Source organism: Dyadobacter sp. HNCC25DJ187 (genome assembly GCF_056895255.1).
Genome location: NZ_JBXHAT010000001.1, coordinates 1,162,952 through 1,180,008, shown reverse-complemented (window position 1 = coordinate 1,180,008; position 17,057 = coordinate 1,162,952). Strand labels below are relative to the sequence as shown.

Annotated in this window: 16 protein-coding genes; 6 read left to right on the top strand and 10 right to left on the bottom strand. The window is 43.1% G+C overall.

The window, feature by feature from the left end; genetic code table 11:
- Nucleotides 1-9: 9 nt before the first annotated feature.
- The 9 genes from AC1XUE_RS04790 to AC1XUE_RS04750 all read right to left on the bottom strand — a co-directional run bounded on the left by AC1XUE_RS04790 (nt 10) and on the right by AC1XUE_RS04750 (nt 8,529).
- Nucleotides 10-438, bottom strand: coding sequence for a DUF2249 domain-containing protein (locus AC1XUE_RS04790; RefSeq protein WP_483354792.1), 429 nt, complete (start codon nt 436-438; stop codon nt 10-12).
- 54 nt (nt 439-492) lie between these two features.
- Nucleotides 493-825: a DUF1858 domain-containing protein gene (locus AC1XUE_RS04785; RefSeq protein WP_483354791.1), complete on the bottom strand. Its 333-nt coding sequence runs from the start codon at nt 823-825 to the stop codon at nt 493-495.
- Between the two features lie 19 nt (nt 826-844).
- A complete protein-coding gene (gene ric, locus AC1XUE_RS04780) occupies nt 845-1,801 on the bottom strand; it encodes an iron-sulfur cluster repair di-iron protein (protein ID WP_483354790.1) in 957 nt (318 codons plus the stop codon).
- 44 nt (nt 1,802-1,845) lie between these two features.
- Complete coding sequence (locus AC1XUE_RS04775) at nt 1,846-2,613, bottom strand: ABC transporter permease subunit (RefSeq protein ID WP_483354789.1); 768 nt, start codon at nt 2,611-2,613, stop codon at nt 1,846-1,848.
- Nucleotides 2,610-3,374 carry an ABC transporter ATP-binding protein gene (locus tag AC1XUE_RS04770; protein WP_483354788.1) on the bottom strand — a complete coding sequence of 255 codons (765 nt, stop codon included), beginning with the start codon at nt 3,372-3,374 and terminating at the stop codon, nt 2,610-2,612. Before AC1XUE_RS04770 ends, AC1XUE_RS04775 begins: the two co-directional genes overlap by 4 nt.
- The gene (locus tag AC1XUE_RS04765) at nt 3,371-4,627 is read right to left on the bottom strand and encodes a nitrous oxide reductase family maturation protein NosD (RefSeq protein ID WP_483354787.1); all 1,257 of its coding nucleotides are present in this window, start codon (nt 4,625-4,627) and stop codon (nt 3,371-3,373) included. Before AC1XUE_RS04765 ends, AC1XUE_RS04770 begins: the two co-directional genes overlap by 4 nt.
- A gap of 207 nt (nt 4,628-4,834) precedes the next feature.
- The gene (locus tag AC1XUE_RS04760) at nt 4,835-5,869 is read right to left on the bottom strand and encodes a nitrous oxide reductase accessory protein NosL (RefSeq protein ID WP_483354786.1); all 1,035 of its coding nucleotides are present in this window, start codon (nt 5,867-5,869) and stop codon (nt 4,835-4,837) included.
- 82 nt (nt 5,870-5,951) lie between these two features.
- Nucleotides 5,952-7,928, bottom strand: coding sequence for a Sec-dependent nitrous-oxide reductase (gene nosZ / locus AC1XUE_RS04755; RefSeq protein ID WP_483354785.1), 1,977 nt, complete (start codon nt 7,926-7,928; stop codon nt 5,952-5,954).
- Between the two features lie 139 nt (nt 7,929-8,067).
- Complete coding sequence (locus tag AC1XUE_RS04750) at nt 8,068-8,529, bottom strand: c-type cytochrome (protein ID WP_483354784.1); 462 nt, start codon at nt 8,527-8,529, stop codon at nt 8,068-8,070.
- 293 nt (nt 8,530-8,822) lie between these two features.
- Here AC1XUE_RS04750 and AC1XUE_RS04745 point away from each other — a divergent pair, with 293 nt between their 5' ends.
- From AC1XUE_RS04745 to AC1XUE_RS04730, 4 genes are all read left to right on the top strand, one after another.
- Complete coding sequence (locus AC1XUE_RS04745) at nt 8,823-9,467, top strand: Crp/Fnr family transcriptional regulator (RefSeq protein ID WP_483354783.1); 645 nt, start codon at nt 8,823-8,825, stop codon at nt 9,465-9,467.
- A 26-nt stretch (nt 9,468-9,493) separates the two neighbouring features.
- Nucleotides 9,494-10,735, top strand: coding sequence for a hypothetical protein (locus AC1XUE_RS04740; RefSeq protein ID WP_483354782.1), 1,242 nt, complete (start codon nt 9,494-9,496; stop codon nt 10,733-10,735).
- Nucleotides 10,736-10,773: 38 nt separating this feature from the next.
- Entirely contained in the window at nt 10,774-11,679 is a 906-nt protein-coding gene (locus AC1XUE_RS04735; protein WP_483354781.1) for a helix-turn-helix domain-containing protein, read from the top strand.
- Between the two features lie 96 nt (nt 11,680-11,775).
- On the top strand, nt 11,776-12,537 hold the full coding sequence (locus AC1XUE_RS04730) for an SDR family NAD(P)-dependent oxidoreductase (protein ID WP_483354780.1): 762 nt from the start codon (nt 11,776-11,778) through the stop codon (nt 12,535-12,537).
- Between the two features lie 81 nt (nt 12,538-12,618).
- Here AC1XUE_RS04730 and rfbD read toward each other — a convergent pair whose 3' ends face one another.
- Complete coding sequence (gene rfbD, locus AC1XUE_RS04725) at nt 12,619-13,467, bottom strand: dTDP-4-dehydrorhamnose reductase (RefSeq protein ID WP_483354779.1); 849 nt, start codon at nt 13,465-13,467, stop codon at nt 12,619-12,621.
- A 415-nt stretch (nt 13,468-13,882) separates the two neighbouring features.
- On the opposite strand from rfbD, the gene AC1XUE_RS04720 reads away from it, so the two are divergent.
- Nucleotides 13,883-14,644: a response regulator gene (locus AC1XUE_RS04720; protein ID WP_483354778.1), complete on the top strand. Its 762-nt coding sequence runs from the start codon at nt 13,883-13,885 to the stop codon at nt 14,642-14,644.
- Nucleotides 14,645-14,783: 139 nt separating this feature from the next.
- Nucleotides 14,784-16,637 carry a histidine kinase dimerization/phosphoacceptor domain -containing protein gene (locus tag AC1XUE_RS04715; protein WP_483354777.1) on the top strand — a complete coding sequence of 618 codons (1,854 nt, stop codon included), beginning with the start codon at nt 14,784-14,786 and terminating at the stop codon, nt 16,635-16,637.
- The last annotated feature ends 420 nt before the right edge of the window (nt 16,638-17,057 follow it).

The following is a 17,057-nucleotide window of genomic DNA, read 5'->3' as shown; positions in this document are numbered from 1 at the left end:
TCGGCTGGATTATTTGTAGATCAGCAAGCGAACTTCTCCTGCGCTCAGATCCAGAATGTGGATGGTAAAAGATTCGTTATGGATTTCTTCCAGCAAATACACAGGCACCTTTTTATGATATATATAAAGAGCGCGGCCGGCAGACAGAGTCTGCAACTGGTTTAGAATAACGTGCATGGGTTCGGGCATAGACAGCCCCCGCACATCTATACGAATGAGCTGCTGTTCTTCAAAATTGGTGAGGATTTTTCCGAATAATTCTTCATCCTCCATGTGAACGCCTTGGGCTACAGTCTCCTGCAATTCTTCGTGTCTCTGTCTCTTCAGGAACCATGTGTAATGTGTGGTCCCTTCCTTACCTTGTTCTGTATAGGTCAGCGATTGCTTAGCAAGTAAATTGATGAGAGGATAAGGAACAAAGGAATTGATGATACACAATATCTGGCCATCCCGCAGGACTCCGAATTTTTCGATAATTTGCCGGAGTGGATCTTATCCTTGTTCAATGACAGGCCGTACGTCAATCATGTCCTGTGGTACAGATAAAAACCATTGAGGTTTCTTTTCTTCTTCATTCATATCATTTTCAGCATTAAATGGTATGTGTTTAAATCCCAGAGGGATCAGTGCGCCGATGATATCACCAAGGTCACAACCACCAATAGAAGCTGCTTCTTGCAGAGTAACCCTTGGCGCCATAATTTTCCGGAGCAGGGGATTTTTTAGTTTTTGAAGCGGTCTGGCTATTGCAGCGATGACTTCAATACTGTCTGGATTGGCGTTGATGATCTCAGAGATCTTTGTACGATTGGTGATGGTGATCATGGCGATACGGTGTGGGTGATCAGGCGATTGCGTTGAGCGTTTGCCGCTGAATTTTTAGTACTTTCGGGAACAGAATATTGTTTTCAAGATGAATGTGATTGAACAGGTCGTTCTCAAATTCTTTCAGCTTTTCGAACAAATACGCATAGGAATTACAGGCACCTTTCGGCAACTCGTATTGGTTGCTGATCTTGCGCAAATTTCTCAGGTCATCACCGGCCGATTCATGTTCTGCTTCCATCAGTTCAATAGCCGAGGTAACACTGATCACATCCTGCAGATCATCTGCACTTTTAGCCGTTGCCCAAGCTTTAATAGCAGGGAACAAAATTGTTTCTTCTTTCACCAAGTGCTTGTAAAGGTCTGAGAGTAGCAAATGAACCTGCTGGGCAAGGGCGAATAGTTCAGGGTGATGATCCCCATGACGGTTTGCAACCTTATTGGCTAACCCGGCAATGATGGGTCCGTTTTCGCGTACATAGCTATGGTGGACATTGGTGATATAGTCAGCCAGAAAAGCGGGTTGCCAGCTGCTGAAATTCAGCGGTAACTGAGTAGCCGGTAATTTCGCGTTATCGTCCATTGTTTGTTGAAGCTGCTCTTCGGTAACACCTGCATCCCGTAGTGCATCTTTCAGTTTCTTTTTACCACCGCAACAGAAATCGATTCCAAGTTTCTTGAAGGCATCAGCCTTTCTGATATCCTGAGAAGCTATTTGTCCAACAGTTTGCTCTGTGAGTGAAGCTGCTTTTTTCTCAATTTTAACCTGCCAGTATTCGGGACCCTGCTGCTCATATTCCCAGGTAAAAATATCACCTCTTTCTCCAAGCAGCTGATAGTATAAGGGTTTTGGATCGTGGTCATTAAAGATGATAAAAGCTTCACCGCCGCTGAGTGCGTCGAAATGCTGGAAAATGGTTGAGTGCTTCAGTCTTGGTTCAATAACCGTTACGTCAATGGTCGGTATGGTTTGCATGCTATGAAAATTAAAGTGGATGATCAATTAAATGTGTATTTGTATTAAAGGTCTTTACTTCTGAAGCGCGCAGTTGAAATGTAAGCAGGTATTCCGATCCAAATCAGCATAATTGTTAAGGCGATCAGCATTCCGCCAGTGCTGCCAAAGAAGTCACGGAAGATAGCTCCCGTATATCCCATCATGGCGGAAACATCTATACGTAACAGGATGATTACGCGGCTCAGGTCTATAGGATTCAGGGCAGTTAGTGCCAATACGCTGTTCTCGATCGGATAGTCTGAGAATTGCAGAAGCAGAAATAGCAAAAGAGTATCAAACAACATGGAGAAATAGAGCCATAGCATGATCGCAGCACCGATGCCCCGAGCTTTGTCGCGGATGCCAACGGATGCCAGAAGTGAGATAGCCACAAACGCAATGGAAAGTAATATCCCCGATGCAAGCATGATGAGTCCGGTAGCCGACCAGGTGTAGATGATAATTACGACACCTGCGCCGAGTAAAAAGGCAATACTTAGTGATAACGACAGGCCGGTAAACATGCTGAGCCAGATCGCTTTTCTTTGCAATGGCTGGCTGACGAGCAATTCTATAAATTCACTGCTATTATAAATGTATATCGTTGAAAAAATGATACTTACCAAAGGCACGATAAACAGGACGATGTTCAAAAGACTCAATATTCCTTTGGCAGGATTGTCTTCAATCGCAAAAACGGAAAATGAGATAATTAAAAGCACAATCGTGTAGGCGATCATAATGCGGCTCTGCAGAATATCTGCAACGATGTATTTGATCATCTTTTTCATAGCCAGTGACCTTTTAAAGCTTTCTGCTGAATACTGTTTTGCTGCGCTTGTGCATCTTCGCGGCGCAGGATTGCAGCGATTGCGCGAGATAGTTTTTCTTGCCCTGTATCACTTTGCAAGGCTTGTATGTTCCTATGAAATCTGATGCTGCCATCCTGCAAATAAATTACTTGCGTGATCAGGTCATCGAGCTCACTGAGAATGTGGGACGTAATGATGATAAGCTTGTTGTTTTGCTTTTCAGTCAGGATTTTTTCACGGAGAATTTCGGAGGAAACAGGATCAAGACCGGCTGATGGTTCGTCGAGGATCAGCACCTGTGAGTTGAACATAAATGCCAGGCAGGCACTGACTTTTTGCCGCGTTCCACCCGAAAGCGTTGCCATTTTTTTGTCAGACAAATTCCCGATTTTGAACGCTTCGTAAAGATCCTGATCAAGATTTTTTTCAGGTATTTTACGTATGTCTTTGATCATATCCAGCACCTGACCAATGGTCATGTTTTCCGGGTAGCGTCCTATCTGAGGCATGTAGCCTATATTGCTGCGATAGGTCCAGTCATTGGCTATACTTTTTCCGTCAAATTCGATGGTGCCCTGGTCCGGAATAACCATGCCGAGAATCGTTTTGATGATTGTCGTTTTACCACTTCCGTTAGAGCCGATCAGCGCAATACATTGGCCTCTTTCACATTCGAAGGATATGTCATCCAGGGCTTGAAATTTGCCGAAGCGTTTAGAAATATTTTTTACAGAAATCATAGTTGCACAGGTTTCATCGCAGGAGTTGAGTCTTTGAGTTGTTCGGGCGTCATGCCGGGAATCATTTTTTCAGTTCGGTCCAGAAGTGTGACCATAAAACTTCTGAACAGGATCATGGCAGTAGGGAAGCGCTCGACAATCATCGAATACAAGCTTACAGGGCGGTAGGGAATATCTCCGATACCATCTTTGTCTAAATCGTAGCCTTCATATTTATCCCAGTAATTGGAATCAAAAGTGTTGAGTACCAGTGAGCTGTTTGTTGCTATATCGAAGGTGTTGCCCAGGAAATTGTTTTGCTCAATTTGGTTTTCCATACAGCTTGCCTGAATTTTTAAAGCCCATCCATTCGCATTGAAAATGTTGTTTTTGATACGTACCCGGGAGGCGCCTTCCATAAATATGGCCGAAGTATTGGCATCGAAACGGTTATTTTCAATATCACTGTCTGAGATTTCTTTTAGTAAAATACCGTATGACGAATCGCCCCAGTTGTCTTTGAAAATATTGTTTTTCATATGTACATGGTGCGTGTACATCACTGCTACGCCCGCTCCGTTGCTGCTGAATGTATTGTGTGTATAGGTATTATGATGTGCAAACATAAAGTGCAGACCGTACCGCAGGTTACCATGACTTGTATTCTGCCGGACCTGAGTATTGGTGGTGAATTCCAGGTAAATGCCATCACGATGACCTTCAATCCGATTTTCTGTAATGGTCAGACTATCGCTTTTCCAGCTATGTATTCCGTTTCCTATCAGATGTTCTGCTTTTCCATAAGCTCTTAGTCTGTTACCGGCAATCAGGCAGTTGTGAGAGTGCTGCAGGTATATCCCGAAAAAATTGTTTTCCAGCACATTGCTACTGATCGTGACGTGGCGTCTGTTATAGACCTTTATACCTGCTATATCTTGCATGGAAGATTGCCCGGAAGATTTTATGGTAAAACCTTTAACGGTTACATGATCTGATTTGATCGAGATGATCTCATACTTGCTCTGGCCATCCAGTATTGGCTGTTGAATCCCGACCAGATGTATAGGTCTATCGATCAAGACGTTTCCTTCACGATATAGGCCTTTGTCGACCAGAACTGTATCGCCCGGTTTAGCCATGCCAATTCCTGCGCGTATGCTCTTCACCGCACGCGTTTTTCCCACTCGGATCGTGCCAGCAAGTAATTTCGTGGCAAGTCCTGCAGTTAACCACATAAATAGGAGAAGAGTGATATTTTTATTGGTTTTGAGCATGGTAGTCTGTTTTGGTTTTATCTGTGACAACGGTCCGTTCTTCATCGCTGTCACCCTGAGCTTATGGTCCGCTGCTGCGGTCGAAGGGTATTTTGCACTGACGCAGATTGATTCCCTTTTTTAGCTTGGTAACCCTGGCTTCGACAGGCTCAGCCTGACAAGTCCATCGCATTGTTTTTTAAACTGACAAGGTTACAGGTATCATAATCACTTATTCAAGTACTCCCACTTCACCACCTCACCAGGAAACTTTTCCTGAGCATTTTTTAAGTCTGCTTGCATTTTGAAAGCGGCATAATTTCCACCCATCGGACTCCTCACATCTTCGCTATGCAGGATGTGCATTTCGTTTGCCTCTGACAACTCGTTAGTCGTGAAGTCGGGTAGATAAAATGTTTCAATTTCAGTCTTTCCGGTGCCATCTTGCTTCACGAACGAAGTCATGCACTGGAGATCGTCGAATTTGAATGCTCTTCCTTTTTTTGAAATAAACTCACAGCCAAACCGAAGATCGCTGATCGTCATTTTGCAATGTGCACAGGCATCTACCCCGGCACGGATCGGCTCTGCGCCACGAGGGCCACAGGATTGCGCTAAGAATAGTCCGGCGTACAAAGCAAGAGTAGATAACACCAAACGTGCTGTTCGTGAAATGGCTATGGTTTTGCGGGTGGCCAGCCATTCACTGACCATACAGTAGGCTGCCACAACACCGGTCAGAATGAAAATCCAACCGCCGGTTGCAGGAATACTGTAAGCGCCAAAATTGAGTAATTGTTTGAAACCAATCAACGGAGGTTGGTACGACATCCCCGGAACTTTAATGGCAGCATCCGGACTCAGATTATGCCCGTAATCGTATTCCCACAACCAGAAGTCAACCATGGCTGCTACACCAAACATCGCAAAAAGAACCAGCACGGTATACCCACACCAACGTTTCCCCCATACTCCGGCAAGCACAAATGCACCAGCAAAAAACACAACCAGATAGGGCAGGACGCTGAACTCGATGAAGTCATCAGTATGAAGTGTTTTCATGCCGATGTAGTGGTTTAATCCGTTTATGATGTCAACATTTCCGGCTAGTTTATTGCTGAAAATGAGCAGTTCGAGCCCTTCCGGATACTGTGGTGCATCCAGTTCGATACGCCATATGGGAAAGTAGTTTACCAGCAGCAGTGCTATTCCGCATAAGACCAGTAAAATCCTGTGTATACCAAGCATTTGGTTCGCTTTCATGGTGTTAAATTTGAATGAAAGATCAGTTCGCAATTCCTGTACGTACACTTGATGTTTGCACGTACAGGTTATTTTTGCCTTATTATTCAGCAGGCAGATTGGTGCCTGTGTTTCCTATTAAGGCGACCTTGCTGCCAGCAGGAGACACACGTACATATCCGGACATTTCCTGGTGGAGCGCACTGCAGAAGTCGGTGCAATAGATCGGGAATATACCAACGCGGTCAGGGACCCATTTCAACGTTTGCGTTTCTCCCGGCATCACGAGCAACTCTCCGTTGTTTGCACCTTTTACGGCAAATCCGTGAGGAACATCCCAGTCCTGTTCGAGATTGGTTAGGTGGAAGTAAACCTCATCACCGATTTTGATCCCTTCGATATTGTCCGGTGTTAAATGGGAGCGGATGGCAGTCATATATACATGTACCTTGTTTTTGTCACGAACGACTTTGGTTTCTCCTTCGCCTTTGGACACATAGGGATGCTTGTTTGCTTCGAGTTTGAAGGTTTTTACCGACTGCTCTTTTACTTTATCTGCTCTGATCGCCTGCGCATAGTGCGGTTCTCCAATGGTTGGGAAGTCAAGGATCAGCTGCATTTTGTCTCCTGAAATATCAAATAGTTGCGCACTTTGAGCCAGCTCAGGTCCGGTGGGCAGGAAGCGGTCTTTGGTGATTTTATTATAAGCAATCAGGTATTTGCCGTCCGGTTTTTTCGAATCTCCGCCGGGAATCATCAGGTGACCAGGGGAATAGTAAACCGGCTGGCGGTCGATTACTTTCAGATCTTTGATGTTCCATTTCACGATTTCAGAAGAGACAAACATGGTCGTAACTGCATTTCCTCTTCCGTCAAATTCGGTATGGAGAGGTCCGAGTCCAGGTTTTTGTACTTCACCATATAAAGCAGCCTCATATTTGATGACCGGAATGCCATTGTAATCACCTTCAAAGGTTTTGTTTTCAATGGCTTTGATCATTTTGCTGAATGAGAAAACAGGAATCAGAGCAGCCAGTTTTCCACTGCTTACCATGTATTCGCCCGTGGGGTCAATATCAATTCCGTGCGGCGATTTCGGGCAAGGAATGAAATAGCACAGGTCCTTCAATTCTTTTGAGCTCAATACGACAACTTCATTTTTGATTTCAGAAGTGGATGTATGGCTTTCTTCGCTGTACTTGTTATGCGCATATTTTACTTTTGTTTTTTTTCCCTTCCCGGCTTTCAGGTATTCTTCTGCTTTTTTCCAGTTGACCGCCATAATAAAGTCTTTGTCATTTTTAGAAGCATTGACTTCCAGTAATGTATTGGCCTGTTCGGTATTGTAACAGGAGAAGAAGAACCAGCCGTGTGACGGACCTTTCCCGGAACGGCTCAGGTCAAAGTTTACTCCTGGTGTTTCGATCTGAAAAGCGATATCCATGTTGCCGTCTTTCTGGTCTACACTCACGAAACTGAGCGTTCCCTTGAAGTTTTTCTTGTAGGTGTTGATAGGCACATCGCCATCAGATTCGTCAAGTGGTACGCTGAAACGTGTTCCTGCCACTACATATTCAGTGTTTTCAGTAATAAAAGGAGAGGAGTGATTCCCTCCGCTGTTCGGTAGTTCCAGTATCTCCGCAGTACGGAAAGTTTTCAGATCGATCCTTGCCAGACGGGGCGTATTATTGCCATTTACAAATACCCAGCGTCCATCATTTTCTCCGTTGGTTTTAGAAAGCTGAACGTGGTGCAGATCATCCCAGGGAACGCTGCCGTGGGAAGTGTAGAGCATGGGCTTGGTTTCTTCACTGAACCCCCATCCTTTTTCGGGATCCTGGGAAAACACAGGAATTACCCTGAGCAGTCTACCTGACGGAATACCATATACCGACAGTTGGCCACTGAAACCACCTGAAACAAAATTATAGAATTCGTCATACTTTCCGGGAGCTACGTATGTTTTGGCAGCGGCATCACCACTGATGGCCGTGTCGGCGCTTTTGGGTTTGCAAGATTGGATTCCACTGGCGAGAAGGGCTAAGGAAGCAACGCCAAGGGCATATTTTATTGGTTTCATAGTTTTATGGGTTGGTAAATATTTTTAGGGCTTTCGACAGTCGGCTTTCGGCCGTCAGCTCGTGGGTCCTAATAGAGGTTACATTTGATACATTACATTTTTTTAAGCCGATAGCTGATTGCCGAAAGCCGATTGCCAACTACTTCACTCCATCATTCTGCCGCATGAATTCAAGAATGTGGCGGGCGTCGTCATCAGTAAGATTTTGATTTGGCATTCGTACCAGACAAAGTTCGAGCTGTGCCTGTAGCTGTGGATCCTTATCAATCATCGCATCAGGGTTTGTAATGAAGTTCATCAGCCATTCAGGTTTGTGTTTGGTGCTGACACCCTTCCAGCCTGGCCCTACCATCTTTTCCTCGGTTAGTTTGTGACAGGCAGAGCACTTCATATCGAATACCTGTTTCCCGCTGGCAGCCATGGCAGCATCAAGCTTATCGGATATTTCAACGTTGTCGAATTTTCCTTCGCCGCGTTGTGGGTCATATTCTTCGGTTTTGGTCTTTTGTTCGGCTGCTGTGCTTTCTCCGGTTTGCTCGGTTTTCTGTCCGCATGCATACAGCATAACGGCGCCGAATATCAGAAGCATGGTCTTTTTCATTGTGGTAACATTTGGGTGAAAAATTGTTTCATCAAACAGTTTCTCAGCCTGACTGATTGCTGTCTGTTGCAAAAGTATCAGCTGCTTGTGCCGGTTTTTATGCGTGTACGCATAAACGGTTTTTTGCAGTTTATGACTAGAGGAAATATCCTTTTTAATACATTGTTTTGTTATTTAATTATTTGATAATCAATGGTTTGTACAATAGTGACTTATGTCAGTATTGGTTATGGGATTAATCATCACACCAGGTTTGGAATAGGATTAAGTTTGGGCGTAAAAACGTTATGACTATGATGATTCAAACTGATTTGCTGGTGCGCTACGGAGCAACTTACAAGAAGGTATCTGCGGGCGAAATCATTTTTCTTGAAGGCGATACAGGTCACTATTATCATCAGTTGGCGGAAGGGCGGGTGTGCTGGTCGAATTTCAATGATGATGGAAAGGAGATATTGCAGGAGCTGGTTTGGCCTGGTGAGTCATTTGGTGAACTGGTTCTATTCGATCAGATGCCTTATGCCTGCTCAGCTGTGGCGCTTACGGATTGTGTGATTCTGCGGCTTTCTGCTACTGCGTTTCAACAAATGCTGCAGGACGATGCTTCGATCAGTCGGGATTTTAATAAAATGTTTGCTGAAAAGCTGAGATTCAAACTATTCCTGATTCGTGAATTGGCAGGAAATTCTCCTGAGCACACAGTTGACAAACTTTTTCAGTATCTCCAGAAGCATAGTAATCAAGTTTGTCATGAGTGTAATAAGCTATTACTTACCCGACAGCAAATTGCGAATCTGACCGGCATGCGCGTTGAGACGATCATCAGAGCAACGAAAGCGCTGGAAAACAAGGGTAAATTAAGTATTGTGAAAGGGAAAGTTTTTCTGACTTCGGAAAACGAAACCAGTTGCTGTAAGTCGCGCCAGTCGATTGTATAGCGTGCAGATTCCAAAGTAATGAGTGTATGTTTAAATCCATGAAGGCCAGTCAATGGGCGGCAATTAGTATTTTAAATCTGGTTATAGTAGCAGGTCTTGGCCTTTTAATGAGACTGAAAATCCTTTACGAGCTTCCATGGATCGACCAGCGTTTCACACTGCACGCACACTCACATTTTGCTTTTTCGGGATGGATTACTCAGACATTAATGCTGTGTATTGCTCTGGTCATACTAGGTAAAAAATTTTCGGCCGCCTTACCGGTCCGTTACAATTATCTTCTGACGTTTAATCTGTTTTGCTCCTACGGCATGCTCATCAGTTTCCTTCAACAGGGATATGCGCCGGCTTCTATTGCTTTCTCAACTTTGAGTATTCTGATCAGTATCATCTTTTATATATTTTGTAAAAAGGATGTATCTGTCAGCAGTCAGAAGTCAGTTTGGTGGAGTTATATACATGCAGCGATGTTGTTTAACATGTTGTCGGCATTGGGAACATTTTCACTGGCATATACCATGTCGATGCAACCACAGCACACTGAACTGCGACTGGCGTCTGTATACTTTTATCTGCATTTTCAGTATAATGGCTGGTTTTTCCTATCCTGTATGGGGCTGTTCCATTACTGGCTGTCGGTGAATGTGATCCATATTCATACTTCAGGGGGTGTCAGTAAAGTTTTTATCATATGCTGTATCCCGACTTACCTGCTGTCCATTAACTGGATGCAACTTACTGACTATATACACACTTTTAATATTGTTACAGCTTTTGTTCAGTTTGGTATATGGAGTGTTTTTACATTATGTGTCTGGCGAAAGAGAAATGATATTTGTGCCAAACTACCTCTAACATCGCGCCTTCTTTTTGTATTGGTTCTGATTGCTGCCACCATCAAATTTGGTTTGCAAACTGCCTCCGCCTTCCCGTTTATTGCGACTTGGGCTTTCGGTCTCCGGCCGGTAGTGATAGCCTATTTACATCTGGTGCTTTTAGGGATGATCTCACTCTTTCTGATCGGATGGCTTTACTGCCAGAAGGCACTGGTACTTACCGGATCGAAAAGATCCGGCCTTTTTGCTTTTGTAGGTGGCGTAGTTTTAAACGAAGTATTTTTAATGATTCAGGGCGTCAGTTCCATGTCAGGAATATATGTTGCTTACATACCAGAGCTATTGGTCGCTGCAGGTTTGATGATGTTTATGGGACTGTTTTTCTTATTCTGCTCAGTTCATTGTAATACCAGGATTCGTAAGAATAAGTGATTTCTTGTTAAATTTGATTTTTACAAATTAGCGGGAATATGAAAATTACTACACTAGAAAAATTCTACGATGACATCGCCCAACGTTTTCCAGTCGAAATTGGAAATCAGATCGGTCATTTCAATGTATTCAGAATTGCTGATCTGCAAAAAAAGGGAGGTGGTAAATCAGCTATGCCCTATGATCGCCGTTCTTATTACAAGATCAGTTTGATTATCGGTCGAAACCGGGCTGAATATGCCGATAAAGTGATTAATATAGAACGAAGTGCATTATTATTCGCCACTCCAAAAATCCCATACCATTATCTTCCACAAGATGAGCAGCAAGCCGGCCAATTCTGTATTTTTACCTCTGAATTTGTAACTCCTGCCAATAGCGGTATTGTCATTGACGAGTTGCCACTTTTTAAATCGGGTGGCTATCCTGTTTTTGAATTGACTGAATCCCAAACTCAGGAATTAAGCGCTATTTTCGAAAAAATTCAAAATGAGCTCGGATCCGATTACGCTTTCAAGTACGACCTGATTCGAAATTATGTGCTGGAGCTGATTCATTATGGACAGAAGCTCCAGCCTGCCACGGCATTGTATCCCACACATAATGCCTCGGCAAGGATATCTTCGCTGTTTCTGGAACTGTTGGAAAGGCAGTTTCCCATTGAGTCGGTAGATCAGCAGCTTCGTTTGAGAACTGCAAAGGATTTCGCGGATTCGCTGGCCGTGCATGTCAACCACCTCAACAAAGTGCTTAAAGAAAATACCGGTCACACGACAACTGATCTGATTGCCGAGCGGATCATACGTGAAGCAAAGATCATTCTGAAGCAGACCAGCTGGAATGTATCGGAGATATCCTATTGCCTGGGTTTCGAACAAATCGCGCATTTTTCCAACTTTTTTAGAAAGCATACCCAACTCTCGCCCTTAGCGTATAGGGCTTAATGATTTGATTTTTATAAGTTTTGGATTGATAAATGCAAACACTGCTATGGGTAATCCAACCAACTTTGTACCATCAAAACAAACGACAGAACAAAGATGGCAAATAGTAAAATAGCATTAGTAACAGGTGGTAGTCGGGGATTGGGGAAAAATATGGCGGTCAGTCTTGCAAAAAAAGGAATCGATGTAGTGCTTACTTATCAAAGCAAACGTGATCAGGCTTTGGAAGTTGTAACGCAAATCGAGGCATTGGGCCAAAGGGCATCAGCACTCGAACTGAATGCGGGCGATACAAAAGGATTCCCTGCCTTTTTTGAATCTCTTCAAACAATATTAAAAAATAAGTTTGACACAGAAAGATTTGATTTTCTGATCAACAACGCCGGAATTGGCATCAACACACCTTACGCTGAAACAGCAGAAGACGACTTCGATCTGCTAATGAACGTTCATTTTAAGGGTGTATTTTTCCTTACGCAGGGGGCATTGGCGTATATCAATGATGGGGGAGGAATCGTAAATCTATCGTCCGGACTGGCACGTTTTTCAAATCCGGGTTACAGCGCTTACGGTAGTATGAAGGGTGCGATAGAGACATTAACGCGTTATCAGGCCAAAGAGCTGGGAAGTCGTGGAATCAGAGTGAATGTTGTTGCTCCGGGAGCTATTGAAACTGATTTTGGCGGAGGTGTCGTGCGTGATAACGAACAGGTGAATCAACACATTGCCAGTCTCACAGCGTTAGGACGTGTAGGCTTGCCTGACGATGTCGGTGGCGTAGTAGCATTCCTTTGTACGGAAGATGCCAAATGGGTGAATGCGCAGAGGATTGAAGTATCCGGTGGTGTCAATCTGTAGAAGTTATTAACTACCCTATACAAACAGCACGGTGCGTTTATTTGCACCGTGCTGTTTGTATAGGGATATGATCAGATTCTGTCAAAGGCGGGATATACAAACCGCCAGACTGTCTCTCCAGTAAGGAATATCTAAATTAAATTCTTTTTTGATTTTGGATTTGTCCATCACTGAATAAGCCGGACGAACTGCTTTGGTCACATATTCCGATGTTTTTACAGGATTTACTTCCACAGTCGTGTTGCTGATATCAAAAATCGTTTTCGCGAAATCGTACCAGGAGGTAACACCTTCATTACTGTAGTGGTAAATACCGTATGCTGTGCTTTTAGAAGCGATAATATCAAGAATAGCTCCTGCCAAATCAATTGCATAAGTAGGGGAGCCAGTCTGGTCGGCAATTACACCCAGCTGATCTCTTTCCTTACCCAGTCTGAGCATGGTTTTTACGAAGTTGTTGCCAAATTCTGAATAAAGCCAGCTTGTTCTCAAAGTAAAGTGTTTATCCAGAATACGTGTTATATCTTGTTCTCCTTCCAGTTTCGTAAGACCATAAATATTTTCAGGTTCAGCAGGATCTGTTTCGGAAAGTAGCTGAGGTACATTGCCTTTGAAGACAAAATCGGTAGAAACGTGAATCAGCGTAGCTCCATGTTTTACACAAGCTTCAGCGGTATTAGCAGCTCCGTCACGGTTCACCTTACGGCAGATATCCTGTTCGTCTTCCGCCTTATCTACGGCAGTATAAGCAGCGCAGTTAATTACAAAAGATGGTTGTTCGGAAGTGAAGAGCTTGTCTAGCAAATCGCTGTCAAGGATATTAGCTTCCTGCTCTCCAGGAAACGATATGTCGGTGATACTTCTTTCTGCTGCGACCTTTTTTAAGCAGCTTCCTAATTGTCCGGATGCTCCGAGTACAACGATTTTCATAGTTTGTGGTTTTGCTTTGATGTTGCAAATATAGGTTTTTGAAGCCGACCACGGGAATATATTCGGATGTTCTTGGAAAGTATTTGCGGGAGATACGGATGGAAATAATAACCATCACCAGCCCTACTGTATCCATCATTCGGAAATTTCAGGTGCTGGCGATCTAACGTTGAGTAAATTTCGAAGGAAGGTGAACCATGTGGAATGGCACTTTTGAGGCGTGACTTTTACCCGGTCTGCGGATAGATGATTACCTCTGAATTTTAGTTATTCCTAATGGTTATAACATTGAATGATTCAAAAGTATGGCTAATTGATATAGTATACTGGAAATTGTATGTGAAATAGGGGTTAAGAGATGTTAAAGCCATTACTTTTGTAGGTAAATTTCAACGTTAAGGATTACGTAAACTCTATGAAAACGCAGATTTTAATCGTCGAAGATGAGGCGGTGCTGGGAATGTATGTAAGTGACTTATTGGAGGCGAATGGTTATCAGGTGGTAGATGTTGTCGATAATGGAAGGGAAGCACTGAGCTTATTCCAGCAAAATCATGTAGACTTGCTTTTATGTGACATTCATATCAGAGGTGATTGGGATGGAGTGGAAACAGTAAGTAAAATATTAAAGATAAGAGAGGTGCCGGTTATTTATCTCACTGCTTTTGCCGACAGAGAGACTGTGGAACGTGCCAAACAAACCTATCCGACTGCTTACCTTTCCAAGCCTGTAAGATCGGACAACCTCAAACTCGCAGTAGAGTTGGCTTTAAATAATTTTGCCCGCCACAAGTTATCAGAAGTTGCCCTTCCTGAACAAAAGGTTACAGACAAAGAAGCAGGCAAAGAATCTATTTTGTTGGCGGATGATCATGTTTTTATTAAAAATAATTACCAGTTTGTAAAAATACCTCTGGCCGATATTCTGATGCTTCAGGCCGATAATACCTACACGCACATCATTACCTCCTATCAAAAATTAACGCTGCGGCAAACCATGAGCGGCACTCAGGAAAAACTGGGCTTTGCATCACTTGTCAGGGTTCACCGATCTTTCGTGGTAAATCTGAAAAAAATTACCGGTTTTAATGATCGTGAGATTTTTATAGGCGATACTGTGGTTCCATTGGGGGCGCAGTATAAGGATAGTTTTATGAACTATTTTAAGCCACGGTAACCATGAGGTCACAGCCCAGATATTACACTTCACAGATAGACAGCCAGGCTTTACCTACATTCTCTTCAATCTGAAAATGATAATCATTAATCTTGCAGGTCCTTCTGTTCTTAGATATATCCCTATTTTGTAGTTTTCTATGAAACGTATTTTGCCATTTTTGATCTGTTTGCCGTTTTTTATCAATACCCCCGGTTTCAGTCAGCCGAAGGAGAAAACATCCGTTTCTGAGTTTTTGAAAAAAATAGGAGGAGAATCGGATAGTGTTCGTTTCGAGAAACTATCGGGATTGGTGCTGGATCTTGCGGATCAGCTTCACTATGTGGAGGCCGAGCAGGCGGTCACCGAATTGCGCAAAATTGTTACGAAAACCAATAGTATTGGTTTTAAAGGGCGAATGTACATGTCAGTAGCCTACATCGCCAAACAGCAAAACGATCATACGACGGCAATCAACCATTACCAGAAGGCGCTGGAATGTTTCCACCAATCCGGTGATGTGAAACGTGAAATAAGATCACTGCAACGAATAAGTATGATTTACATTTCAACCAGAGATGTTACGCATGCAGAACAGTATGTACAGCGTGCATTAAAGCTGGCTAATGATCATAACCTGCCAGATGAAGTTGCTTATCTCTACACAGACCAGGCTACGGTTGAGGATATCCGTGGCGATTTTAATGCTGCGCTGGACTATAATCTGAAAGCCATCAATCTGATGAAGAAGATTGGTGAAGACCATTATATAACGCTTTTTAACAGAGGGATTATTTTGAAAAATGCCGGGCGTTATAAGGAATCAATCGACGTGTATGAGGAATGCCTGGCTTATACCCAAAAGCAAAATTTCACGGAAATGCTCGAAATGATCTACGTCAATATGCCGAACACATTGTTGCAGGTAAATGATTTGGACAGGGCAGAGGCGTATGCGCAAAAAGCACTTGAACTGGCATCTGCAAGCTTCAACAGGTTGGTTCTTACCAGAGAAGCCTATGATATTTTGGCCAAAGTTGCTGTTAAGAAAAAGTCTTATGAACATGCCTATCATTATCAGCAAAAATGGATCGTATATCGTGACAGTGTTTTTAATCTGGAAAGTAACCGGCAACTGGTAGAAGCAGAATCTAAATTTCAGGTAAAGGAAAAACAACAGGAAATACAGCGTCTTGATCAGGAAAATAGCGAGCGAAGGTTTCAGTTGATAGCGCTTACCGCCGGGATACTGTTGCTTGGCGTTGTTTTATGCATTGCAGTATGGCAATATATCGTAATCAGGAAGGTTAATGGTCAATTGGAGGAAACAAATGCGACGCTTCAAATGGCTAACCAGCAGATCAGCAAACAATCGTCCCAGCTAAAAGAATTGATGCAGGAGCTGCATCACCGGGTCAAAAATAACCTGGCAATCGTATCCAGTCTTCTCTCTTTGCAGGCCGATCAAATTGAGGATCAGAAAGCAGCACTTGCTGTGATGAATGGTCAACAGCGTGTAGAAGCCATGTCTTTGATCCATAATCAGCTCTATCTGACTGACAATGTAACGGGTGTAAATATGCAGGAATATGTATCAGATCTTACTGCAGGACTGATGCAGTCATTCCGGCAAAAGGATCATTTCAATTTGATTCTACATATAGAACCCATTATTTTGGATGTGGAGATGGCTGTTCCTATTGGTTTAATTATCAATGAGTTGGTTACCAACGCTTTTAAACATGCATATACCGATGTAGAGCAAGCTGAATTGAGCATCCACCTTTGGAATGAGGATAGAATGTATCTCGAAGTAAGAGATAATGGCCCTGGTATTGCTGCGGAGGAATGGCAAAAAGCAGGTGATTCTTTTGGCAAAAGACTTATTAAGTCGCTCACTAAGCAGGCTCAGGGACAAATCACTGTATTCTCAGAAAGCGGTGCCCGCTTCCTTTTAAGTTTCCCAAAATCAGTTATAAGCTCGCAAGAGGATGATAGCAATGTTTTGGTATAAATTGAAGACCTGAAGCATATATAATAGTTATATATGCGGTACTTGTTAGTCAGTCATCACAGGTACCGGCAAACTTAGTTGTACCCCTCACTATTTTTCTTTTTTATCAGTACCGCCTAACCATATTCAGAACCCAAAATGAGTCAGTTTTTAGCGACTGAACTCGCTTTACGCAATCCAAGTCTGTGAGTTTTAAAAACTGTTAAGAAAAGCTGGTTTTCAAAATCTGATGAGCCTTATGTCAATGGTTATCCTTTTCTAAATGGCAATTATCTCGTCCATTATCCCCTATGACATAATACGACACATCTAAGCGCCTGCTTTCCTAACAGATGTACATCGAATTCTTTCCGTTCCGGATAGCATCAGGTTATCATTCATAAAAGCATAACGCTACTTACCTCGGAGACTCTATCGAAC